Origin of the sequence: Chakrabartyella piscis (assembly GCA_030067835.1) — a bacterium.
In the GTDB taxonomy this organism is placed as follows: domain Bacteria; phylum Bacillota; class Clostridia; order Lachnospirales; family Anaerotignaceae; genus Chakrabartyella; species Chakrabartyella piscis.
Window position 1 is genome coordinate 1,688,630 of sequence record CP092441.1, and the last position, 15,946, is coordinate 1,704,575.

A 15,946-nucleotide genomic window follows, 5' to 3' on the forward strand; every position below is an offset into this window, starting at 1 on the left:
ATGTTGGAAATAGGTTCCAAAGCACCTGATTTTACATTACCCAATCAATTTGGTGAAGAAGTTTCTTTGTCAGATTTTCTTGGTAAAAAAGTAGTTTTGTATTTCTATCCACGTGACAATACACCTGGTTGCACCAAGCAAGCATGTGCATTTGCAGCAAGTTATGATGCTTTCAAATCCCAAGATGTGGTTGTCATTGGCATCAGCAAAGACAGTGTTGCATCCCATAAAAAATTTGTGGATAAATTTGAGTTGCCATTTATTTTGCTTTCTGATACAGAATTGGTTGCAATCCAAGGATATGATGTTTGGAAAGAAAAGAAATTATATGGTAAAGTGAGTATGGGTGTTGTGAGAAGTACCTATATCATTGATGAAAACGGTGTCATTTCTCATACAATGCCAAAAGTAAAACCAGATACCAATGCTGCTGAAATCTTGGCAAAATTAGCAGAAGTATAAGTAAAAAACAAGAAACCCACTGGATTTGTATGCCAACGGGTTTCTTTTTCATTTATATATAAAGTTTATGCACATATTTGCTGTTGGTCAAATACATAACTGCTGCATATGTAAGGGCAAATTCCATAACATCGCCAACCTTCCATTGACGGTTACAATCTTCAATATCCACAATGGTATGATCGCTGCTACTTCCAACCATCACAACGCCTTCTTCCAATGGTATGAGCTTATCATCACCACCATGATCCAATCTGCCAACTGCCAAAACAGCACGTTTGCGAATCCCTCTATCTTCATAAGTTGGTTTTGCACCAAAACAATCCACAAATACTTCACCTACAGGATGGGTTGGTTTATCTTTGACTTCTATGACTTCCGCTTGTAATGTGAATACATCTCTACGCAAATCACCATCATCCAATTGCCAAATTTCTTTCAAATCATAAGCGATGGTAATGGATTCACCAATACGCAAATGATTGATTCCACTAGGCATGTCACCAGAAAGCACAAGGGGATAGGAAGTGCTAGCTCCACCTGAAACAATCTCCAATTTGTGACCAATTTTATCTTCAATTTCCTTTGCAATTGCACACAATTCTTCCATTTTTTCTTTGGTTGGTTTGATGGAACCATAGCAACCAAGATTGGTACCAATTCCCAATAAATCAACATTTGAAAGCTCTGTTTCAATGCGAATCGCTTCTTGTATCAATTCTTCTGGATTCCAAAAGCCTTCACGCAAATCACCTAAATCTGCCATCAAAACAACACCATGACGTTTGTTTTGTGCAACACAAGTCTCTTGTATTTTTGTAATGACTGTTGGTTCGCTATTCAAGCTCATATCAGCCCATTCTACCAATAAATCCACTTCACTGAGCATAGGAATGCGAATCAACATAAATTCCCCTGCAATTCCAGCTTTTTTTGCATCTATGATATGGGCAATACGAGAAGATCCAATTTGTGCACAACCTGCAAGCTCATATTGTTTCACTTCTTCCAAATCACCATTGAATCCTTTTATGATTCCTGTTATGGAAATCCCTTTTTTCTGGCATAAATCTTTCACTTGTTTGATATTTGCAAGCAACGCTTCATTGTTGATCAAAAGCGCTGGATATGGAGTCTGCTCTGTATTCATTTTGCTACCTTCCTTACTATTATTTTCGATAGTGTCAAAATCTATAAAAACATTGGCACCCATCAGCACCAATATGAAACAAATTCTTTTCAGTCAGTATATTACAAAATCATTGTATATTTACACATACGTTTTATTATAAATTCAAAAAAATGAATATGTCAACAGGATTTTATAAAAAAGGTGGTTCCCAATGTTGAGAGCCACCTTATTTTGTATGCTTATCTTTGTTTCTTTGCTTTGGATTCGCAATATACACAACGATAAATTCTATTTTCTTTGTCTGTTAATTTGAAAATATGGTCAATTTCTTGTTCCACAGAAGTGATACAACGTGGATTTCTACAAGTGATCACATTGGTCAAACGTTCAGGAAGTTCCAAGTGAAGTTTTCCTGTCAATTGACCATCTTTGATGACATTGATGGTGATATCTGGGTCAATATATCCCAAAACATCCAAGTCCAAATGGAAGTTTGCATCAATTTTGATGATGTCTTTTTTGCCCATTTTACTACTAGCTGCATTTTTGATGATGGCAATGGAGCAGTCCAAATCTTCCAAATGCAACAAACGATAAATAACCATACCTTGACCAGATTTGATATGGTCAATGACAAAGCCGTTATGAATGGAATCAATATTCATTTACTTCACCTCCAATAATTTCAAAATCAATGCCATACGTATGAATTTACCATACAAAACTTGTTTGAAATAGCAAGCTCTTGGGTCTTTGTCCACTTCCACAGCAATTTCATTGACACGTGGCAATGGATGCATGATGCAAAGGGATTCTTTTGCATTGCGTAGTTTTTCTTTGTTCAAGATATAGGTATCTTTCAAACGAATGTAGTCAGCTTCATTGAAGAAACGTTCTTTTTGCACACGAGTCATATACAAAATATCAAGATTTGGCATTGCTTCATCCAAACTTGTGGTTGTAGAGTAGGACAAGCCTTTTTTATCAAGCAAATCGTGAATCATGTATTCTGGCAATTTCAATTCATCAGGTGAAATTAACACAAAATGCACATTTGCATAACGAGAAAGTGCATGAATCAAAGAGTGTACCGTTCTACCAAATTTCAAGTCACCACAAAAACCAATTGTGATGTTATCAAATCTACCTGTTTCACGTTTGATGGTCAAAAGGTCAGTCAATGTTTGTGTAGGATGGTTATGACCACCATCACCAGCATTGATGATGGGAACAGTGGAGTGCATAGAAGCCACCATTGGAGCACCTTCTTTTGGATGACGCATTGCAATGATATCTGCATAGCAACCAACGGTACGAATGGTATCAGAAACGCTTTCACCTTTGGAAGCAGAGCTACTATCAGCAGCAGAGAAACCAAGGACATTGCCACCGAGTTCATACATTGCAGATTCAAAACTCAAACGTGTTCTTGTAGATGGTTCAAAGAATAATGTTGCCAATTTTTTGTATTTACATTTGTCTTGGTATTGCACTGGATTTTCAATAATGTCATTTGCAGTTGTAATCAATTCATCAATTTCAGCTGTGGTCAAATCAATGATGTCAATTAAGTTTCGCATTATTTTTCATCCCTCCAGCTTTCATCAGATGGGTTGTTTCTAAATGCAATGAGTTTTGCAATATCAGCATCTTGGATATAGCCTTCTTCAGCAGCAACTTCTGCAACTGCATCGAAATCAGAAAGGCTAATGTTTTTGATATTTGCAGCAGCAAGTCTATCCAAACCTTTTTGCATACCATATGTGAAGATGCTCACAACACCCAAAACTTCAGCACCAGCTTCACGTAAAACGTTTACAACTTCGATTACGCTACCACCTGTGGAAATCAAGTCTTCTACAACAACAACTTTTTGACCAGCTTCCAATTTGCCTTCGATTTGGTTGTTTCTACCGTGGTCTTTGGAACCAGAGCGTACATAACCCATTGGCAAGTCCAAAAGATGACCTACGATAGCAGCATGAGCGATACCTGCTGTGCTAGTACCCATAATCACTTCACAATCAGCATAGTTTTCTTTGATACATTCTGCTAAGCCACTTTCTACGTGATTACGTACTTCTGGAGCAGTCAAAGTCAAACGGTTGTCACAGTAAATAGGACTTTTGATTCCACTTGCCCATGTAAAAGGATCTTGTGGACGAAGGAATACAGCACCAATGGAAAGTAAATCTTTTGCAATTAATTTTTTCATATTTTTCTCCTTATATAAACCTCAGACAATATTATCCCAAGAATTCTTTCATACATCTTCTATAAGCAGCAACTGGATCAGCTGCCTGTGTGATTGGTCTACCCACTACAATATAGTCAGAACCCAATTCACGAGCTTTTTCTGGTGTTGCAATACGTACTTGGTCACCAGCATCACCATCAGCAAAACGTACACCAGGTGTGATTGTAAGGAAATCTTCACCACAAACATCTTTGACTTTTCTTGCTTCCCATGGAGAGCAAACAATACCATCGAGTTTTGCAACTTTTGCATTTTTTGCATAGTGCATTACAGTTTCTTCCAAGCCAGCTTCGATGAGCAAATCGCTTTTCATACGTTCTTCACTTGTAGAAGTAAGTTGTGTCACTGCAATGAGTTGACCTCTAGTACCATCAGCTTTTGTAAAGCCTTCGAGAGCCGCTTCCATCATAGCGATTGTGCCAGCTGCATGGATATTGGTCAAATCTACATCCAAATGAGATAGTACAGAGATTGCTTTTTTTACTGTGTTTGGAATGTCATGAAGCTTCAAATCCAAGAAGATTTTATGACCACGTTCTTTGACTTCCTTCACAATAGCAGGACCTTCTGCATAGAAAAGCTCCATGCCAATTTTGAGGAAAGGTTTTTCTTCTTGGAATTTGTCCAAGAAAGCAATCAAATCCTCTTTGCTGTTGAAATCACATGCAATAATTACGTCTTTGTTCATTTGTGAGCACCTCCGATAATCTCTTTCAAATCTGTTATACCATATTTTTGCATCACTGTAGGCAAATCCTCAATGATGTTTTTACAAGCAAATGGATCAATTAAGTTTGCAGCACCAACTTGTACAGCAGTTGCACCTGCAAGCATCATTTCAATGACATCTTCCGCAGAAGAAACTCCACCCATACCAATGACAGGAATGTTTACCGCTTCGTAGACTTGATATACCATACGAACCGCTACAGGGAAGATAGCAGAACCAGAGAAACCACCCATTTTATTGGCAATCACTGGTTTTTGTGTTTTTAAGTTGATACGCATACCCATTAGGGTATTGATTAAGCTAATGCCATCAGCACCAGCATCTTCGCAAGCCTTTGCAATGGATGCAATATCCGCTACATTTGGGCTAAGTTTTATGTAAACCGGCTTTGTAGTCACTGCTTTCACAGCTCTAGTCACTTCTGCAGCTGCTTCTGGACTGGTCCCAAAGCTCATACCACCATGATGCACATTTGGACAGCTGACATTCACCTCAATGATGCCAACTTGGTCTTCCTTATCAATTTTCTCGCAAGAATACGCATATTCATCTACGGAAAAACCACTGATATTTGCAATGACTGGTTTGTGGAACACTTGACGCATTTTGGGCAATTCTTCAGAAATCACCTTATCAATTCCTGGATTTTGCAACCCAACAGAATTGATCAAACCACTGGTGCATTCTGCAATTCTAGGCAAATCATTGCCAAAACGAGGTTCTCTTGTAGTTCCTTTGAAAGAGAAAGAACCAAGAATATTGATATCATACAGTTCTGCAAATTCATAGCCAAAACCAAAGGTACCACTTGCAGGAATTACAGGATTGTCCAAGGTCAAACCACTTAAGGTTACTTTTGTATTCAAATTGTTTACCATATGATTTCCTCCTTTTCCAATACAGGACCATCTTTGCAGATACGTTTGTTTCCATATTTTGTTTTGCATGAGCATCCCATACAAGCACCAAATCCACAGCCCATTCTTTCTTCAAAACTGAGTTGACCACTGGTTGTGGTACAGTCAGAAAGTGCTCTCAGCATTGGTTCTGGACCACAGGTGTAGAAGTAGGTGTAGGCAGAAAGACTTTTTACCACATCTGTTACAAAACCTTTGACGCCAACGCTACCATCAGCAGTTGCAATGTGTACATCCACACCAAGTGCTTCAAATTCTTCTTTGTAGAACACTTCAGCAGCTGTTTGGAATCCCAAAACAACAATAGGGGATTTACCTTCTGCAACTAAGTTTTTTGCTAAGCGAAACATAGGTGGAACACCAACACCACCACCAATAAGTACAGGGGTATTGCCACTTTTTGCAGTATCGTATCCATTCCCCAAACCTGTCAAAATATCCAATTTGTCAGCGGGTAGAAGTGTTGCCATTTTCTCTGTTCCTTTTCCCACAACTTTATAAAGGATTGTCAAAGTGCTGTCGTTGTAATCACAGACAGAAATGGGTCTTCTTAAGAAAAATCCATCCAATTTAATGTTTACAAACTGACCTGAAGCTGTGATTGCAGAAGTGTCCCCAGAAAGCACCATGCGATATACCGATGATGTCAATGGTTTGTTTTCTTCTATGGTAAACCAAGATTGTTTCATAAATTTCCTCCTTTAAAATTGTGTAATTCCAAAATAACGGTCATGGCTTACCATGCCCATATACTATAAAAAACCAAAAATCCTTTTTCATTTAGCGTCGCAGACTTTAATCCGCAGACAGGATTCATTCCTGTCGAGGACAAAAGCGATTTCTAGGTGCTTCAAAGAAGCCTTCCAAAGAGTTGGCACGAGGAAATCGTCTTTTTCACCTCTGCCCACAACTTGAAATCCTGATTTCAAGTTATATTTTTTGATATGCAATCTTTCCACCACACATGGTCAAAACGCATTCACCTTGTACTTCTTTTCCAGTGAATGGAGTCGCATGTCCTTTGGAAAGGAAGGTTTCTGGGTCAATTACATATTTGCTATCCAAATTGTAGACGGTGAAATCGGCTGGTTGTCCAACTGCAAATTCAGTACCAATTCCAAAGCGTTTTCTTGGGTTTGTGTGCATCAATTCCACAAGTTTTTCTAAGGAAAGAATTCCTGTATGCACTAGTTCTGTATACAACACCGGAAATGCTGTTTCCAAACCAACAATACCCATTGCGCTACCTTGGAGACCTTTGGATTTTTCTTCTGCAGAATGTGGTGCGTGGTCTGTTGCAATCATATCAATGGTACCATCCAAAAGACCGTTGAGCAACGCTTGTCTATCTTCTTCAGAACGAATGGGTGGATTCATTTTAAATCTACCATCTTCTTGTAACATAGAGTCGTTCATCACAAGGTAATGAGGACCCGTTTCACAAGTCACATTCACACCTTCAGCTTTTGCTCTTCGAATGATATCAACGGTTTCTTTGCAAGAGATGTGACACACATGATACTTACATCCAATTTCTTTTACAAGCTTCAAATCACGTTCCACTTGTTTCCATTCACTGGCAGAACAAATACCTTTATGACCATGTTCTTTGGCATATTCTCCATCATGGATGTATCCTCCAAAGAGTAGAGAATTGTCTTCACAATGTGCTGCCAAAATCATATCCAATTCTTTGATTTGTTTCATGGCAGATTTCATCATTTCGTCATCTTGTACGCCACGTCCATCATCGCTAAATCCACACACATAAGGTGCCATTTCCTTTAAATTTGCAAGCTCTTTGCCAAGTTCGCCGATGGTTATTGTGCCATAAGGTAGTACATGGATACAAGCATTTTTTTCAATACTTTCCAGTTGTGGCTTCAAATTTTCATAGGAATCAGGTGTTGGATTCAAATTGGGCATTGCACAAACAGTGGTATATCCACCATGTGCAGCAGCTTTGCTGCCGGTTTCGATGGTCTCTTTATAAAAAAAGCCCGGTTCTCTTAGATGTACATGAACATCAATAAAACCAGGTAGTATATATGAATTTTCAAATCGCAAAAGTTCTCCCTCATAAGAATTAGGAGAATCAGCAGAAGAAATATCAGAAATGATACCATCTTGAATAAATATGTTGGATTTTACAAATCTATTTTCAATAAATGTGGAAACATTGGATATAATGTAGTTCATTTGGCATTGCTCCTTCCTTAATACAAAAAGTATTCGGTATATGTTTACAAATTGTCAGTAGTATAGCACAGGGTTTTGAATGTGTCAAGTCGTTTTTTTCTATAATCCCTTCAATTTTAGTTGGCTTTGAATTGACAGAAAAGACTTTTTTGTGTACACTTATGAAGTAAACAAAGCTTTTTGCAACTGACGGAGATGTGGATTACCACAGGGGAGCAAAAAGTATAACCTTGGTATGGTCATGATTGTATGATCAAAGAACTGTGCCTATGTCGACCGTCTGGGCAGTTCAATTCCAAAGGGAAGGAACTGTCTATTTTTGTGTGTAAATTATGTATTTAAGTTTTTAGGAGGATTAACATGAAAAAAGTTGGAATTCTTATGGGTAGCGATAGCGATTTTCCTATCGTAGAAAAAGCGGCAATCACATTGGAAAAATATGGTGTGCCATTTGAAATGCATGTGTATTCAGCACATAGAACACCCGAAGAAGCAAGAGCATTCGCTATGAATGCAAGAGAAAATGGTTTTGGTACAATTATTGCAGCTGCTGGTAAAGCGGCTCATCTTGCTGGTGCTATGGCAGCAAATACAACATTGCCTGTAATCGGAATTCCCATCAAATCCTCTACATTAGACGGTTTGGATGCATTGCTTTCCACAGTGCAAATGCCAAGTGGATTGCCAGTTGCAACAGTTGCAATTGATGGCGCAGAAAATGCTGCACTTCTTGCAATTCAAATTTTGTCTGTTTCTGATGAGGAATTGGCAAAAAAATTGACAGAAGCAAGAGCAGCAGGTGCAGCAGCAGTTTTGGAAAAAGATCGTATCATTTCTGCTAAATATGCAAAATAATTTTTGAATCACAATATTTTAAATATTATATATAGGGTCAAAAGAAAAAGGAGACTTTCAAAATGGAAAAAACAATTCAAATGTACGAAGGCAAAGCAAAAAAAGTGTATGCTACAAGCGATGAAAACATGTGTATCGTATCCTACAAAGATGATGCAACAGCTTTCAATGGCGAAAAGAAAGGTACTATCCTTGGCAAAGGTGCTATCAACAACCGTGTAACAAATCATTTGATGAAAATGTTGGAAGCAAAAGGTATTCCTACTCACTTTGTGGAAGAACTTTCTGATCGTGAAACAGTAGTGAAAAAAGTAAGCATCGTTCCTTTGGAAGTAATCGTTAGAAACATTGCTGCTGGTTCTTTGGCAAAACGTCTTGGTTTGGAAGAAGGCGTTAAAATGCAAGAAACTGTTTTGGAATTCTGCTACAAAGATGACGCTTTGGGTGATCCAATGGTAAACGAATACCACATTATGGCTATGAAATGGGCTACAAAAGAAGAAGTTGATTTGATTGCAGAATACTCCTTCAAAGTAAATGAAATTTTGGGTGCATACCTCAAAGAAGCAAACATCGAACTTATTGACTTCAAATTGGAATTTGGTAAACTTTCTGATGGAACAATCGTTTTGGCAGATGAAATTTCTCCTGACACATGCCGTTTCTGGGATACAGTAACAGGTGAAAAATTGGATAAAGATAGATTCCGTAGAGATTTGGGCAATGTAGAAGATGCATACCAAGAAATCTTGAAACGTTTGATGGGTGAATAATTGTCTACTAAGGTAATACCGCATAACCTTGATTAGCGGTGTTGCCTAACTATCTATTGCGAGGTGCAAATATGAGTATGAATGAAATCCATGAAGAATGTGGCGTCTTTGGCGTCTTTGGATTGGAAACAACCAATGTGGCAGCAACAACCTATTATGGTTTGTTTGCTCTGCAACATAGGGGACAAGAAAGTGCTGGTATTGTTGTCAATGATGATGGTATTTTTAGACATCACAAAGATCCTGGTTTGGTGAATGATATTTTCACACCACAAATTATGAGTACCTTGGGCGAAGGTAACATTGCAATTGGTCATGTACGTTATTCCACAACAGGTGGCAACGAACGTGTCAATGCACAACCTATTGTTGTCAACCATATCAAAGGTAAATTGGCTTTGGCACACAATGGTAACTTGGTCAATTCCTTTGAGTTGCGTCAAGAATTGGAGCTGCAAGGTTCCATCTTCCACACAACAAACGATACAGAAGTCATTTCTTATATGATTACAAAAGAAAGATTGACTGCAAAATCCATTGAAGAAGCGGTTTCCAAAGCCATGAATCGTATCAAAGGTGCATATTCATTGGTAGTAATGTCTGCTGCAAAAATGATTGCTGCAAGAGACCCAAATGGTTTCAGACCACTTTGTTATGGTCAAACAGAAGATGGTAGATATATCGTTTCTTCTGAAACTTGTGCTTTGGATGCAGTTGGTGCAACCTTTATTCGTGATATTTTACCTGGTGAAATTGTTGTATTTAGCGAAGATGGTATCCAAAGTATCACAGAACATTGCAACAAAGTACCTCAAACCACTTGTATCTTTGAATACATTTACTTTGCTAGACCAGATTCCAAAATCGATGGACATAGTGTACATGCAGCTCGTGTAAAAGCGGGTGCCTGTCTTGCAATGGAACATCCTGTACAAGCAGATGTGGTAATTGGTGTTCCTGATTCTGGTTTGGATGCTGCAATTGGCTATTCCAGACAATCTGGTATCCCTTATGGTATGGGTTTCATCAAAAATAAATATATTGGTAGAACTTTCATTGCACCTGGACAAGCAGTGCGTGAAGATAAAGTCAAAATCAAATTGAATGTAGTCAAAGAAACAGTAGAAGGCAAACGTGTGGTTATGGTGGATGACTCCATTGTACGTGGTACCACATGTGCTAGAATCGTAAAATTGTTGCGTGATGCTGGAGCATTGGAAGTACATATGCGTTCCTCAGCACCTCCATTCAAAAATCCTTGTTTCTATGGTACAGATATTGATTCCAGAGAAAATTTGATTGCATGTAAATATACCATTCCAGAAATTGCAGAAGTGATTGGTGCAGATAGTTTGGGATATTTGGATGTGGATCATTTGGGTATGTTGATTGGTACTCCAAAGGGTGAAGGCTATTGTTCTGCATGTTTCAATGGTTGCTACCCTACAGATGTGCCAACAGAATCCCATAAAAATAGATTTGAAATGAAGCTCAGCGAAAGGAGAAAGCTCAAAAATGAAAAGTCAGAGTGAAAGCTATAAAGCAGCTGGTGTGGATATCGTTGCGGGATACCAAGCAGTTGAATTGATGAAAGAACACATTGCAAAAACTATGACATCTGGTGTTATGTCTGCAATTGGTGGATTTGGTGGTTTGTTTGAGTTGGATATGACAGGCATCAACAAACCTGTATTGGTAAGTGGTACTGACGGTGTTGGTACAAAACTCAAAATGGCTTTTCTTATGGACAAGCATGACACTGTTGGTATTGACTGTGTGGCTATGTGTGTAAATGATGTCCTTTGTGTTGGTGCAAAACCTTTGTTCTTCTTGGATTATATTGCTGTAGGCAAAAACTATCCAGAACGTATTGCAGCAATGGTTTCTGGTATTGCAGAAGGCTGTGTACAATCTGGTGCAGCTCTTATTGGTGGTGAAACAGCAGAAATGCCTGGTTTCTATCCAGAAGACGAATACGATATGGCTGGTTTTACAGTGGGTATCGTAGACAAAGATAAAGTCTTGGACAATAGCACAATGGGGGAAGGAGATGTGATCATCGGTATTCCTTCTAGTGGTGTACATTCCAATGGTTTCTCTTTGGTTCGTAAAGTATTTGATGTAGAAAATAGAGATATGAAAGCACCAGTTGCAGAGTTGGGTGGCAAATCTCTTGGTGAAACACTTTTGACACCAACCAAAATCTACATCAAACCTATGTTGGCTGTATTTGATGAAATCACTGTAAAAGGCGTTTCTCATATCACAGGTGGTGGTTTCTATGAAAACATCCCTAGAAGCATTCCAAAGGGTCTTGGTGCTAAAATTGATAGAAGTGCAGTGCGTGTATTGCCTATTTTCGATTTAATTGCAAAAGAAGGCAATGTACCAGAACGTGATATGTTCAACACATTCAATATGGGTGTTGGTATGACTGCAATCGTTGCAAAAGAAGACGTAGAAAAAACAATTGCTATCTTAAAAGCAAATGGTGAAGATGCTTATGTCATTGGTGAAATCGTTGCTTCTGAGGAAGGTGTAACCATATGCTAAAAACAAGAATTGCTGTTTTTGTTTCTGGTGGCGGTACCAACTTGCAAGCACTCATTGATGCACAACTCAGAGGTGAAATTCCAAGTGGTGAAATCGCTTTGGTTTTGGCAAGCAATGATGGTGCATATGCTTTGACACGTGCAGAACAAAATAACATTGCATCTGTTGTTGTGAAACGCAAAAACTTTGATACACAAGATGCTTATGAAGCGCATGTAAAAGAAGTTATGGCAGAACACAACATTGATATGATTGTTTTGGCTGGTTTTATGTCCATTTTGGGTGAAGGATTTACTTCCGCTTATCCAAAACGCATTGTCAATGTGCATCCAGCTTTGATTCCATCTTTTTGTGGCAAAGGTTTCTATGGATTGCATGTACACGAAGCGGCACTGGAATATGGTGTGAAAGTCACTGGTGCAACAGTACATTATGTCAATGAAATTCCAGATGGTGGCGAAATCATCTTGCAAAAAGCAGTGGAAATCTTGGATGGTGATACACCAGAAGTATTGCAAAAACGAGTGATGGAAGAAGCAGAATGGATTTTGTTGCCAAAAGCAGTGGAATTGGTGGCAAAAAAATTAAAACAATAAGATAGATACAACTGTAGGGGCGGATTCCATATCCGCCCGTTACGTGTTATACATAGAAGGGATGTTTGAAATGGGAATTTATGATAAACAAAGCATTGGTGCATGGGTCAGTGCAGATCCATATGTAGGTCGTGGTATTGTCATTGGTAAAGCAGAAGATGGCAAAAAAGCAGTATTTGGTTATTTCATTATGGGACGTAGTGAAAATAGTAGAAATCGTGTGTTTGTGGAAAAAGAAAATGACGAAGTGATGATTTATCCTCATGATGAATCCAAAGTGGAAGATCCATCCCTCATTATCTATTCTCCAATCAAAAAACACGAAAACAAATTGATTGTAACAAATGGCGATCAAACAGATACCATTTATAATTTCATCAAAGAAGGTAAATCCTTTGAAGATGCCCTTGACACAAGAGAATTTGAACCAGATGCACCAAATCTCACACCAAGAATCAGCGGTATGTTGACATTTGGCGAATCTGATTTTACATATAAAATGAGTATCCTCAAAAGTGCTGATGCTGAAGGCACTGCTTGCAATAGATACACATATTCCTATCCATCTGTAAATGGTTTGGGACATTTCATTCACACATATGCTTGGAACGCAGATCCACTTCCAACCTTCCAAGGAGAACCCAAAAGAGTGGCTATGGTAGCTGATATTGATGCATTCACCGCTGATATTTGGGAAAACCTCAATGCAGAAAACAAAATTTCTCTTTACGTAAGATATGTAGACTTGGAAACAGGTGCTGTGGAAAACCGTATGATCAACAAGAACCAATAAGGAGGATGTCCTATGAGTCAAAAAGATATTTATATTTCCCCGTTTTCAACTAGATATTCCAGCAAAGAAATGCAAGGGATTTTCTCTGAAAGTTTCAAATTCAAAACTTGGAGAAAACTTTGGATTGCACTTGCAAAAGCTGAAAAAGAATTGGGTCTTGATATTACAGATGAACAAATTGCAGAACTGGAAGCATTCAAAGATGATATCAACTTCGAAGTCGCTGAAGAAAGAGAACGCATTGTACGCCATGACGTTATGAGCCATGTATATGCATATGGACAACAATGCCCAAATGCAGAACCTATCATCCACTTGGGTGCAACTTCTTGTTATGTAGGTGACAATACTGATGTTGTCATCATGAAAGAAGCATCTGAAATCATGTTGCAAAAAGCAGCACAAGTTGTAAAAAACCTTTCTGAATTTGCAAAAGAATATAAAGAACTTCCATGTCTTGGATATACACATTTGCAACCAGCACAGCTGACAACAGTGGGTAAACGTGCAACACTTTGGATTTATGAATTGGTGCAAGATATGGAAGAATTGGAACACAGAATGGAAAAACTCCTTATGCTTGGTTCCAAAGGTACAACAGGCACACAAGCAAGTTTTGTGGAATTGTTTGAAGGCGATAGTGCCAAAATCAAAAAAATGGAAGAAATGATTGCAGCAGATATGGGCTTTGATGGTGTGGTTCCTGTTTCTGGTCAAACATACTCCAGAAAAGTGGATGCATATTTCTTGGCAGTGCTTTCTGGCTTTGCACAAAGTGCTTACAAATTCTCCAACGATATGCGTTTGTTGCAATCCTTTGAAGAAATGGAAGAACCTTTTGAAAAAAATCAAATTGGTTCCTCTGCAATGCCATATAAGAGAAATCCTATGAGAAGTGAGCGTATTTCTGCTTTGGCTAGATACGTAATTGTAGATTCCTTGAACCCTGCTTTGACAGCTGGTACACAATGGTTTGAAAGAACATTGGATGACTCTGCAAACAAACGTATTTCCGTTGCAGAAGCATTCTTGGCTGTGGATGCAATCCTCAATATTTATATGAATGTAACTGCTGGTTTGGTGGTTTATGATAAAGTTGTCACACGTCGTGTTATGGAAAAATTGCCTTTCATGGCAACAGAAAATATCATGATGAAATCTGTAAAAAAAGGTGGCAACAGACAAGAATTGCATGAAGGTTTGCGTACACATTCCCACGCTGCTGCTGCAAAAGTGAAATTGGAAGGTGGCGTAAACGATTTAATTGAAAGAATCGCTGCTGATCCTGCATTCCCACTCACTTTGGAAGAAATCGAAGCAGAACTCAATCCATCCCTTTATATTGGTAGAAGTGCAGAACAAGTGGATGAATTCATTGCAGAAATTGCAGAACCTATCGTTGCAAGATGTTACAAAGGCAATGTAGAATCAGAACTCAAAGTTTGATATCCTAAGGAGGATTTTATAAAATGAATGAATTGGAATTGAAATATGGTTGTAACCCTAACCAAAAACCAGCTCGTATTTTTATGGCAAATGGTGCTGATTTTCCACTTGAAATTTTGAGTGGTAAACCTGGTTTCATCAACTTTTTGGATGCTTTCAATAGCTGGCAATTGGTCAAAGAATTGAAAGAAGCTTTGGGTATGCCTGCTGCAACATCTTTCAAACACGTAAGTCCTACATCTGCTGCTGTTGGAACACCAATGAGCGATGATTTGAAAAAAGCTTGTTTTGTGGATGATATTGAAGGTTTGGACGAATCTCCAATTGCTTTGGCTTATGCTCGTGCTAGAGGTACTGATAGAATGTGTTCTTTCGGTGACTGGATTGCTCTTAGTGATACATGTGATGCTGTTGCTGCATCTATCATCAAAAGAGAAGTATCAGATGGTATCATTGCTCCTGATTATACACCAGAAGCATTGGAAATCCTCAAAACAAAACGTAATGGCAATTATAATATCGTAAAAATTGACCCTAACTATGTACCAGAAGTACAAGAGTTGAAACAAGTTTATGGTATTACATTTGAACAAGGTAGAAACAACTATAAAATTGATGCTTCCCTTTTGGAAAACTTGCCAACAACAAACAAAAACCTTTCAGAAGAAGCAAAAAGAGACTTGGTAATCGCTCTTATCACTTTGAAATACACACAATCCAACTCTGTTTGTTTCGTAAAAGATGGACAAGCAATTGGTGTTGGTGCTGGTCAACAATCCAGAATCCACTGTACACGTTTGGCTGGTAGCAAAGCAGATGTTTGGCATTTGCGTCAAAATCCAAAGGTTTTGAACTTGCCATTTTTGCCAACTGTTGGTAGACCTGATAGAGATAACACAATTGATGTATATATTTCTGATGAATATGAAGATGTTTTGGCTGATGGCGTTTGGGAAACATTGTTCTCCACAAAACCAGAACCTTTCACAAGAGAAGAACAAAAAGCATATCTTGCAACACTTTCTGGTGTTTCTGTAGGTAGTGATGCATTCTTCCCGTTTGGTGATAACATTGAACGTGCTAAGAAAAGTGGCGTTTCCTATATTGTACAACCAGGTGGCTCCATTCGTGATGACAATGTTATTGCAACTTGTGATAAATATGACATTGCAATGGCATTCACTGGTATGCGTTTGTTCCATCACTAAGAACTGTTTCATACCAATTGAGGTG

The 15,946-nt window shown here is 38.4% G+C and carries 17 protein-coding genes and 1 riboswitch; of the genes, 9 read left to right on the plus strand and 8 right to left on the minus strand.

Annotation, left to right across the window (positions count from 1 at the left end; all coding sequences use genetic code 11):
• On the plus strand, positions 1-462 hold the full coding sequence (gene bcp / locus MJY40_RS07540; RefSeq protein ID WP_317856374.1) for a thioredoxin-dependent thiol peroxidase: 462 nt from the start codon (positions 1-3) through the stop codon (positions 460-462).
• Between the two features lie 52 nt (positions 463-514).
• Here bcp and MJY40_RS07545 read toward each other — a convergent pair whose 3' ends face one another.
• From MJY40_RS07545 to MJY40_RS07580, 8 genes are all read right to left on the minus strand, one after another.
• Complete coding sequence (locus MJY40_RS07545; protein WP_317856375.1) at positions 515-1,612, minus strand: alanine/ornithine racemase family PLP-dependent enzyme; 1,098 nt, start codon at positions 1,610-1,612, stop codon at positions 515-517.
• Positions 1,613-1,833: 221 nt separating this feature from the next.
• Positions 1,834-2,259: an aspartate carbamoyltransferase regulatory subunit gene (locus tag MJY40_RS07550; RefSeq protein ID WP_317856376.1), complete on the minus strand. Its 426-nt coding sequence runs from the start codon at positions 2,257-2,259 to the stop codon at positions 1,834-1,836.
• Complete coding sequence (gene pyrB / locus MJY40_RS07555; protein ID WP_317856377.1) at positions 2,260-3,174, minus strand: aspartate carbamoyltransferase; 915 nt, start codon at positions 3,172-3,174, stop codon at positions 2,260-2,262.
• Positions 3,174-3,809 (minus strand): orotate phosphoribosyltransferase, encoded by a 636-nt coding sequence (gene pyrE / locus MJY40_RS07560; RefSeq protein ID WP_317856378.1) that lies wholly within the window; start codon positions 3,807-3,809, stop codon positions 3,174-3,176. The genes pyrB and pyrE overlap by 1 nt, the downstream gene beginning before the upstream one ends.
• Positions 3,810-3,840: 31 nt before the next feature.
• Positions 3,841-4,539: an orotidine-5'-phosphate decarboxylase gene (gene pyrF, locus MJY40_RS07565; RefSeq protein WP_317856379.1), complete on the minus strand. Its 699-nt coding sequence runs from the start codon at positions 4,537-4,539 to the stop codon at positions 3,841-3,843.
• Positions 4,536-5,459: a dihydroorotate dehydrogenase gene (locus tag MJY40_RS07570; protein ID WP_317856380.1), complete on the minus strand. Its 924-nt coding sequence runs from the start codon at positions 5,457-5,459 to the stop codon at positions 4,536-4,538. The genes pyrF and MJY40_RS07570 overlap by 4 nt, the downstream gene beginning before the upstream one ends.
• On the minus strand, positions 5,453-6,187 hold the full coding sequence (locus MJY40_RS07575; protein ID WP_317856381.1) for a dihydroorotate dehydrogenase electron transfer subunit: 735 nt from the start codon (positions 6,185-6,187) through the stop codon (positions 5,453-5,455). Before MJY40_RS07575 ends, MJY40_RS07570 begins: the two co-directional genes overlap by 7 nt.
• A 241-nt stretch (positions 6,188-6,428) precedes the next feature.
• Positions 6,429-7,697 (minus strand): dihydroorotase, encoded by a 1,269-nt coding sequence (locus tag MJY40_RS07580; RefSeq protein WP_317856382.1) that lies wholly within the window; start codon positions 7,695-7,697, stop codon positions 6,429-6,431.
• 172 nt (positions 7,698-7,869) lie between these two features.
• Positions 7,870-7,990, plus strand: a riboswitch (ZMP/ZTP riboswitch).
• 67 nt (positions 7,991-8,057) lie between these two features.
• On the opposite strand from MJY40_RS07580, the gene purE reads away from it, so the two are divergent.
• The 8 genes from purE (at position 8,058) to MJY40_RS07620 (ending at position 15,921) form a co-directional block, all read left to right on the plus strand.
• Positions 8,058-8,552 carry a 5-(carboxyamino)imidazole ribonucleotide mutase gene (gene purE / locus MJY40_RS07585; protein WP_317856383.1) on the plus strand — a complete coding sequence of 165 codons (495 nt, stop codon included), beginning with the start codon at positions 8,058-8,060 and terminating at the stop codon, positions 8,550-8,552.
• Positions 8,553-8,614: 62 nt separating this feature from the next.
• Positions 8,615-9,325: a phosphoribosylaminoimidazolesuccinocarboxamide synthase gene (purC, locus tag MJY40_RS07590; protein ID WP_317856384.1), complete on the plus strand. Its 711-nt coding sequence runs from the start codon at positions 8,615-8,617 to the stop codon at positions 9,323-9,325.
• Between the two features lie 71 nt (positions 9,326-9,396).
• The gene (purF, locus tag MJY40_RS07595) at positions 9,397-10,857 is read left to right on the plus strand and encodes an amidophosphoribosyltransferase (protein ID WP_331488245.1); all 1,461 of its coding nucleotides are present in this window, start codon (positions 9,397-9,399) and stop codon (positions 10,855-10,857) included.
• Positions 10,841-11,878, plus strand: a complete 1,038-nt coding sequence (gene purM / locus MJY40_RS07600; protein ID WP_317856385.1) for a phosphoribosylformylglycinamidine cyclo-ligase — start codon at positions 10,841-10,843, stop codon at positions 11,876-11,878. The genes purF and purM overlap by 17 nt, the downstream gene beginning before the upstream one ends.
• Positions 11,872-12,474, plus strand: coding sequence for a phosphoribosylglycinamide formyltransferase (gene purN / locus MJY40_RS07605; RefSeq protein ID WP_317856386.1), 603 nt, complete (start codon positions 11,872-11,874; stop codon positions 12,472-12,474). Before purM ends, purN begins: the two co-directional genes overlap by 7 nt.
• A gap of 70 nt (positions 12,475-12,544) precedes the next feature.
• On the plus strand, positions 12,545-13,267 hold the full coding sequence (locus MJY40_RS07610; protein ID WP_331488246.1) for an IMP cyclohydrolase: 723 nt from the start codon (positions 12,545-12,547) through the stop codon (positions 13,265-13,267).
• Positions 13,268-13,279: 12 nt separating this feature from the next.
• Positions 13,280-14,713, plus strand: coding sequence for an adenylosuccinate lyase (gene purB, locus MJY40_RS07615; RefSeq protein WP_317853645.1), 1,434 nt, complete (start codon positions 13,280-13,282; stop codon positions 14,711-14,713).
• Positions 14,714-14,736: 23 nt separating this feature from the next.
• Positions 14,737-15,921 (plus strand): phosphoribosylaminoimidazolecarboxamide formyltransferase, encoded by a 1,185-nt coding sequence (locus MJY40_RS07620; RefSeq protein WP_317853646.1) that lies wholly within the window; start codon positions 14,737-14,739, stop codon positions 15,919-15,921.
• Positions 15,922-15,946: the final 25 nt, after the last annotated feature.

Bases quoted from the DNA above. Each gene is read 5' to 3' on its own strand.
- bcp (WP_317856374.1), top strand. From the start codon at position 1: ATGTTGGAAATAGGTTCCAAAGCACCTGATTTTACATTACCCAATCAA.
- MJY40_RS07545 (WP_317856375.1), bottom strand. From the start codon at position 1,612: ATGAATACAGAGCAGACTCCATATCCAGCGCTTTTGATCAACAATGAA.
- MJY40_RS07550 (WP_317856376.1), bottom strand. From the start codon at position 2,259: ATGAATATTGATTCCATTCATAACGGCTTTGTCATTGACCATATCAAA.
- pyrB (WP_317856377.1), bottom strand. From the start codon at position 3,174: ATGCGAAACTTAATTGACATCATTGATTTGACCACAGCTGAAATTGAT.
- pyrE (WP_317856378.1), bottom strand. From the start codon at position 3,809: ATGAAAAAATTAATTGCAAAAGATTTACTTTCCATTGGTGCTGTATTC.
- pyrF (WP_317856379.1), bottom strand. From the start codon at position 4,539: ATGAACAAAGACGTAATTATTGCATGTGATTTCAACAGCAAAGAGGAT.
- MJY40_RS07570 (WP_317856380.1), bottom strand. From the start codon at position 5,459: ATGGTAAACAATTTGAATACAAAAGTAACCTTAAGTGGTTTGACCTTG.
- MJY40_RS07575 (WP_317856381.1), bottom strand. From the start codon at position 6,187: ATGAAACAATCTTGGTTTACCATAGAAGAAAACAAACCATTGACATCA.
- MJY40_RS07580 (WP_317856382.1), bottom strand. From the start codon at position 7,697: ATGAACTACATTATATCCAATGTTTCCACATTTATTGAAAATAGATTT.
- purE (WP_317856383.1), top strand. From the start codon at position 8,058: ATGAAAAAAGTTGGAATTCTTATGGGTAGCGATAGCGATTTTCCTATC.
- purC (WP_317856384.1), top strand. From the start codon at position 8,615: ATGGAAAAAACAATTCAAATGTACGAAGGCAAAGCAAAAAAAGTGTAT.
- purF (WP_331488245.1), top strand. From the start codon at position 9,397: ATGAGTATGAATGAAATCCATGAAGAATGTGGCGTCTTTGGCGTCTTT.
- purM (WP_317856385.1), top strand. From the start codon at position 10,841: ATGAAAAGTCAGAGTGAAAGCTATAAAGCAGCTGGTGTGGATATCGTT.
- purN (WP_317856386.1), top strand. From the start codon at position 11,872: ATGCTAAAAACAAGAATTGCTGTTTTTGTTTCTGGTGGCGGTACCAAC.
- MJY40_RS07610 (WP_331488246.1), top strand. From the start codon at position 12,545: ATGGGAATTTATGATAAACAAAGCATTGGTGCATGGGTCAGTGCAGAT.
- purB (WP_317853645.1), top strand. From the start codon at position 13,280: ATGAGTCAAAAAGATATTTATATTTCCCCGTTTTCAACTAGATATTCC.
- MJY40_RS07620 (WP_317853646.1), top strand. From the start codon at position 14,737: ATGAATGAATTGGAATTGAAATATGGTTGTAACCCTAACCAAAAACCA.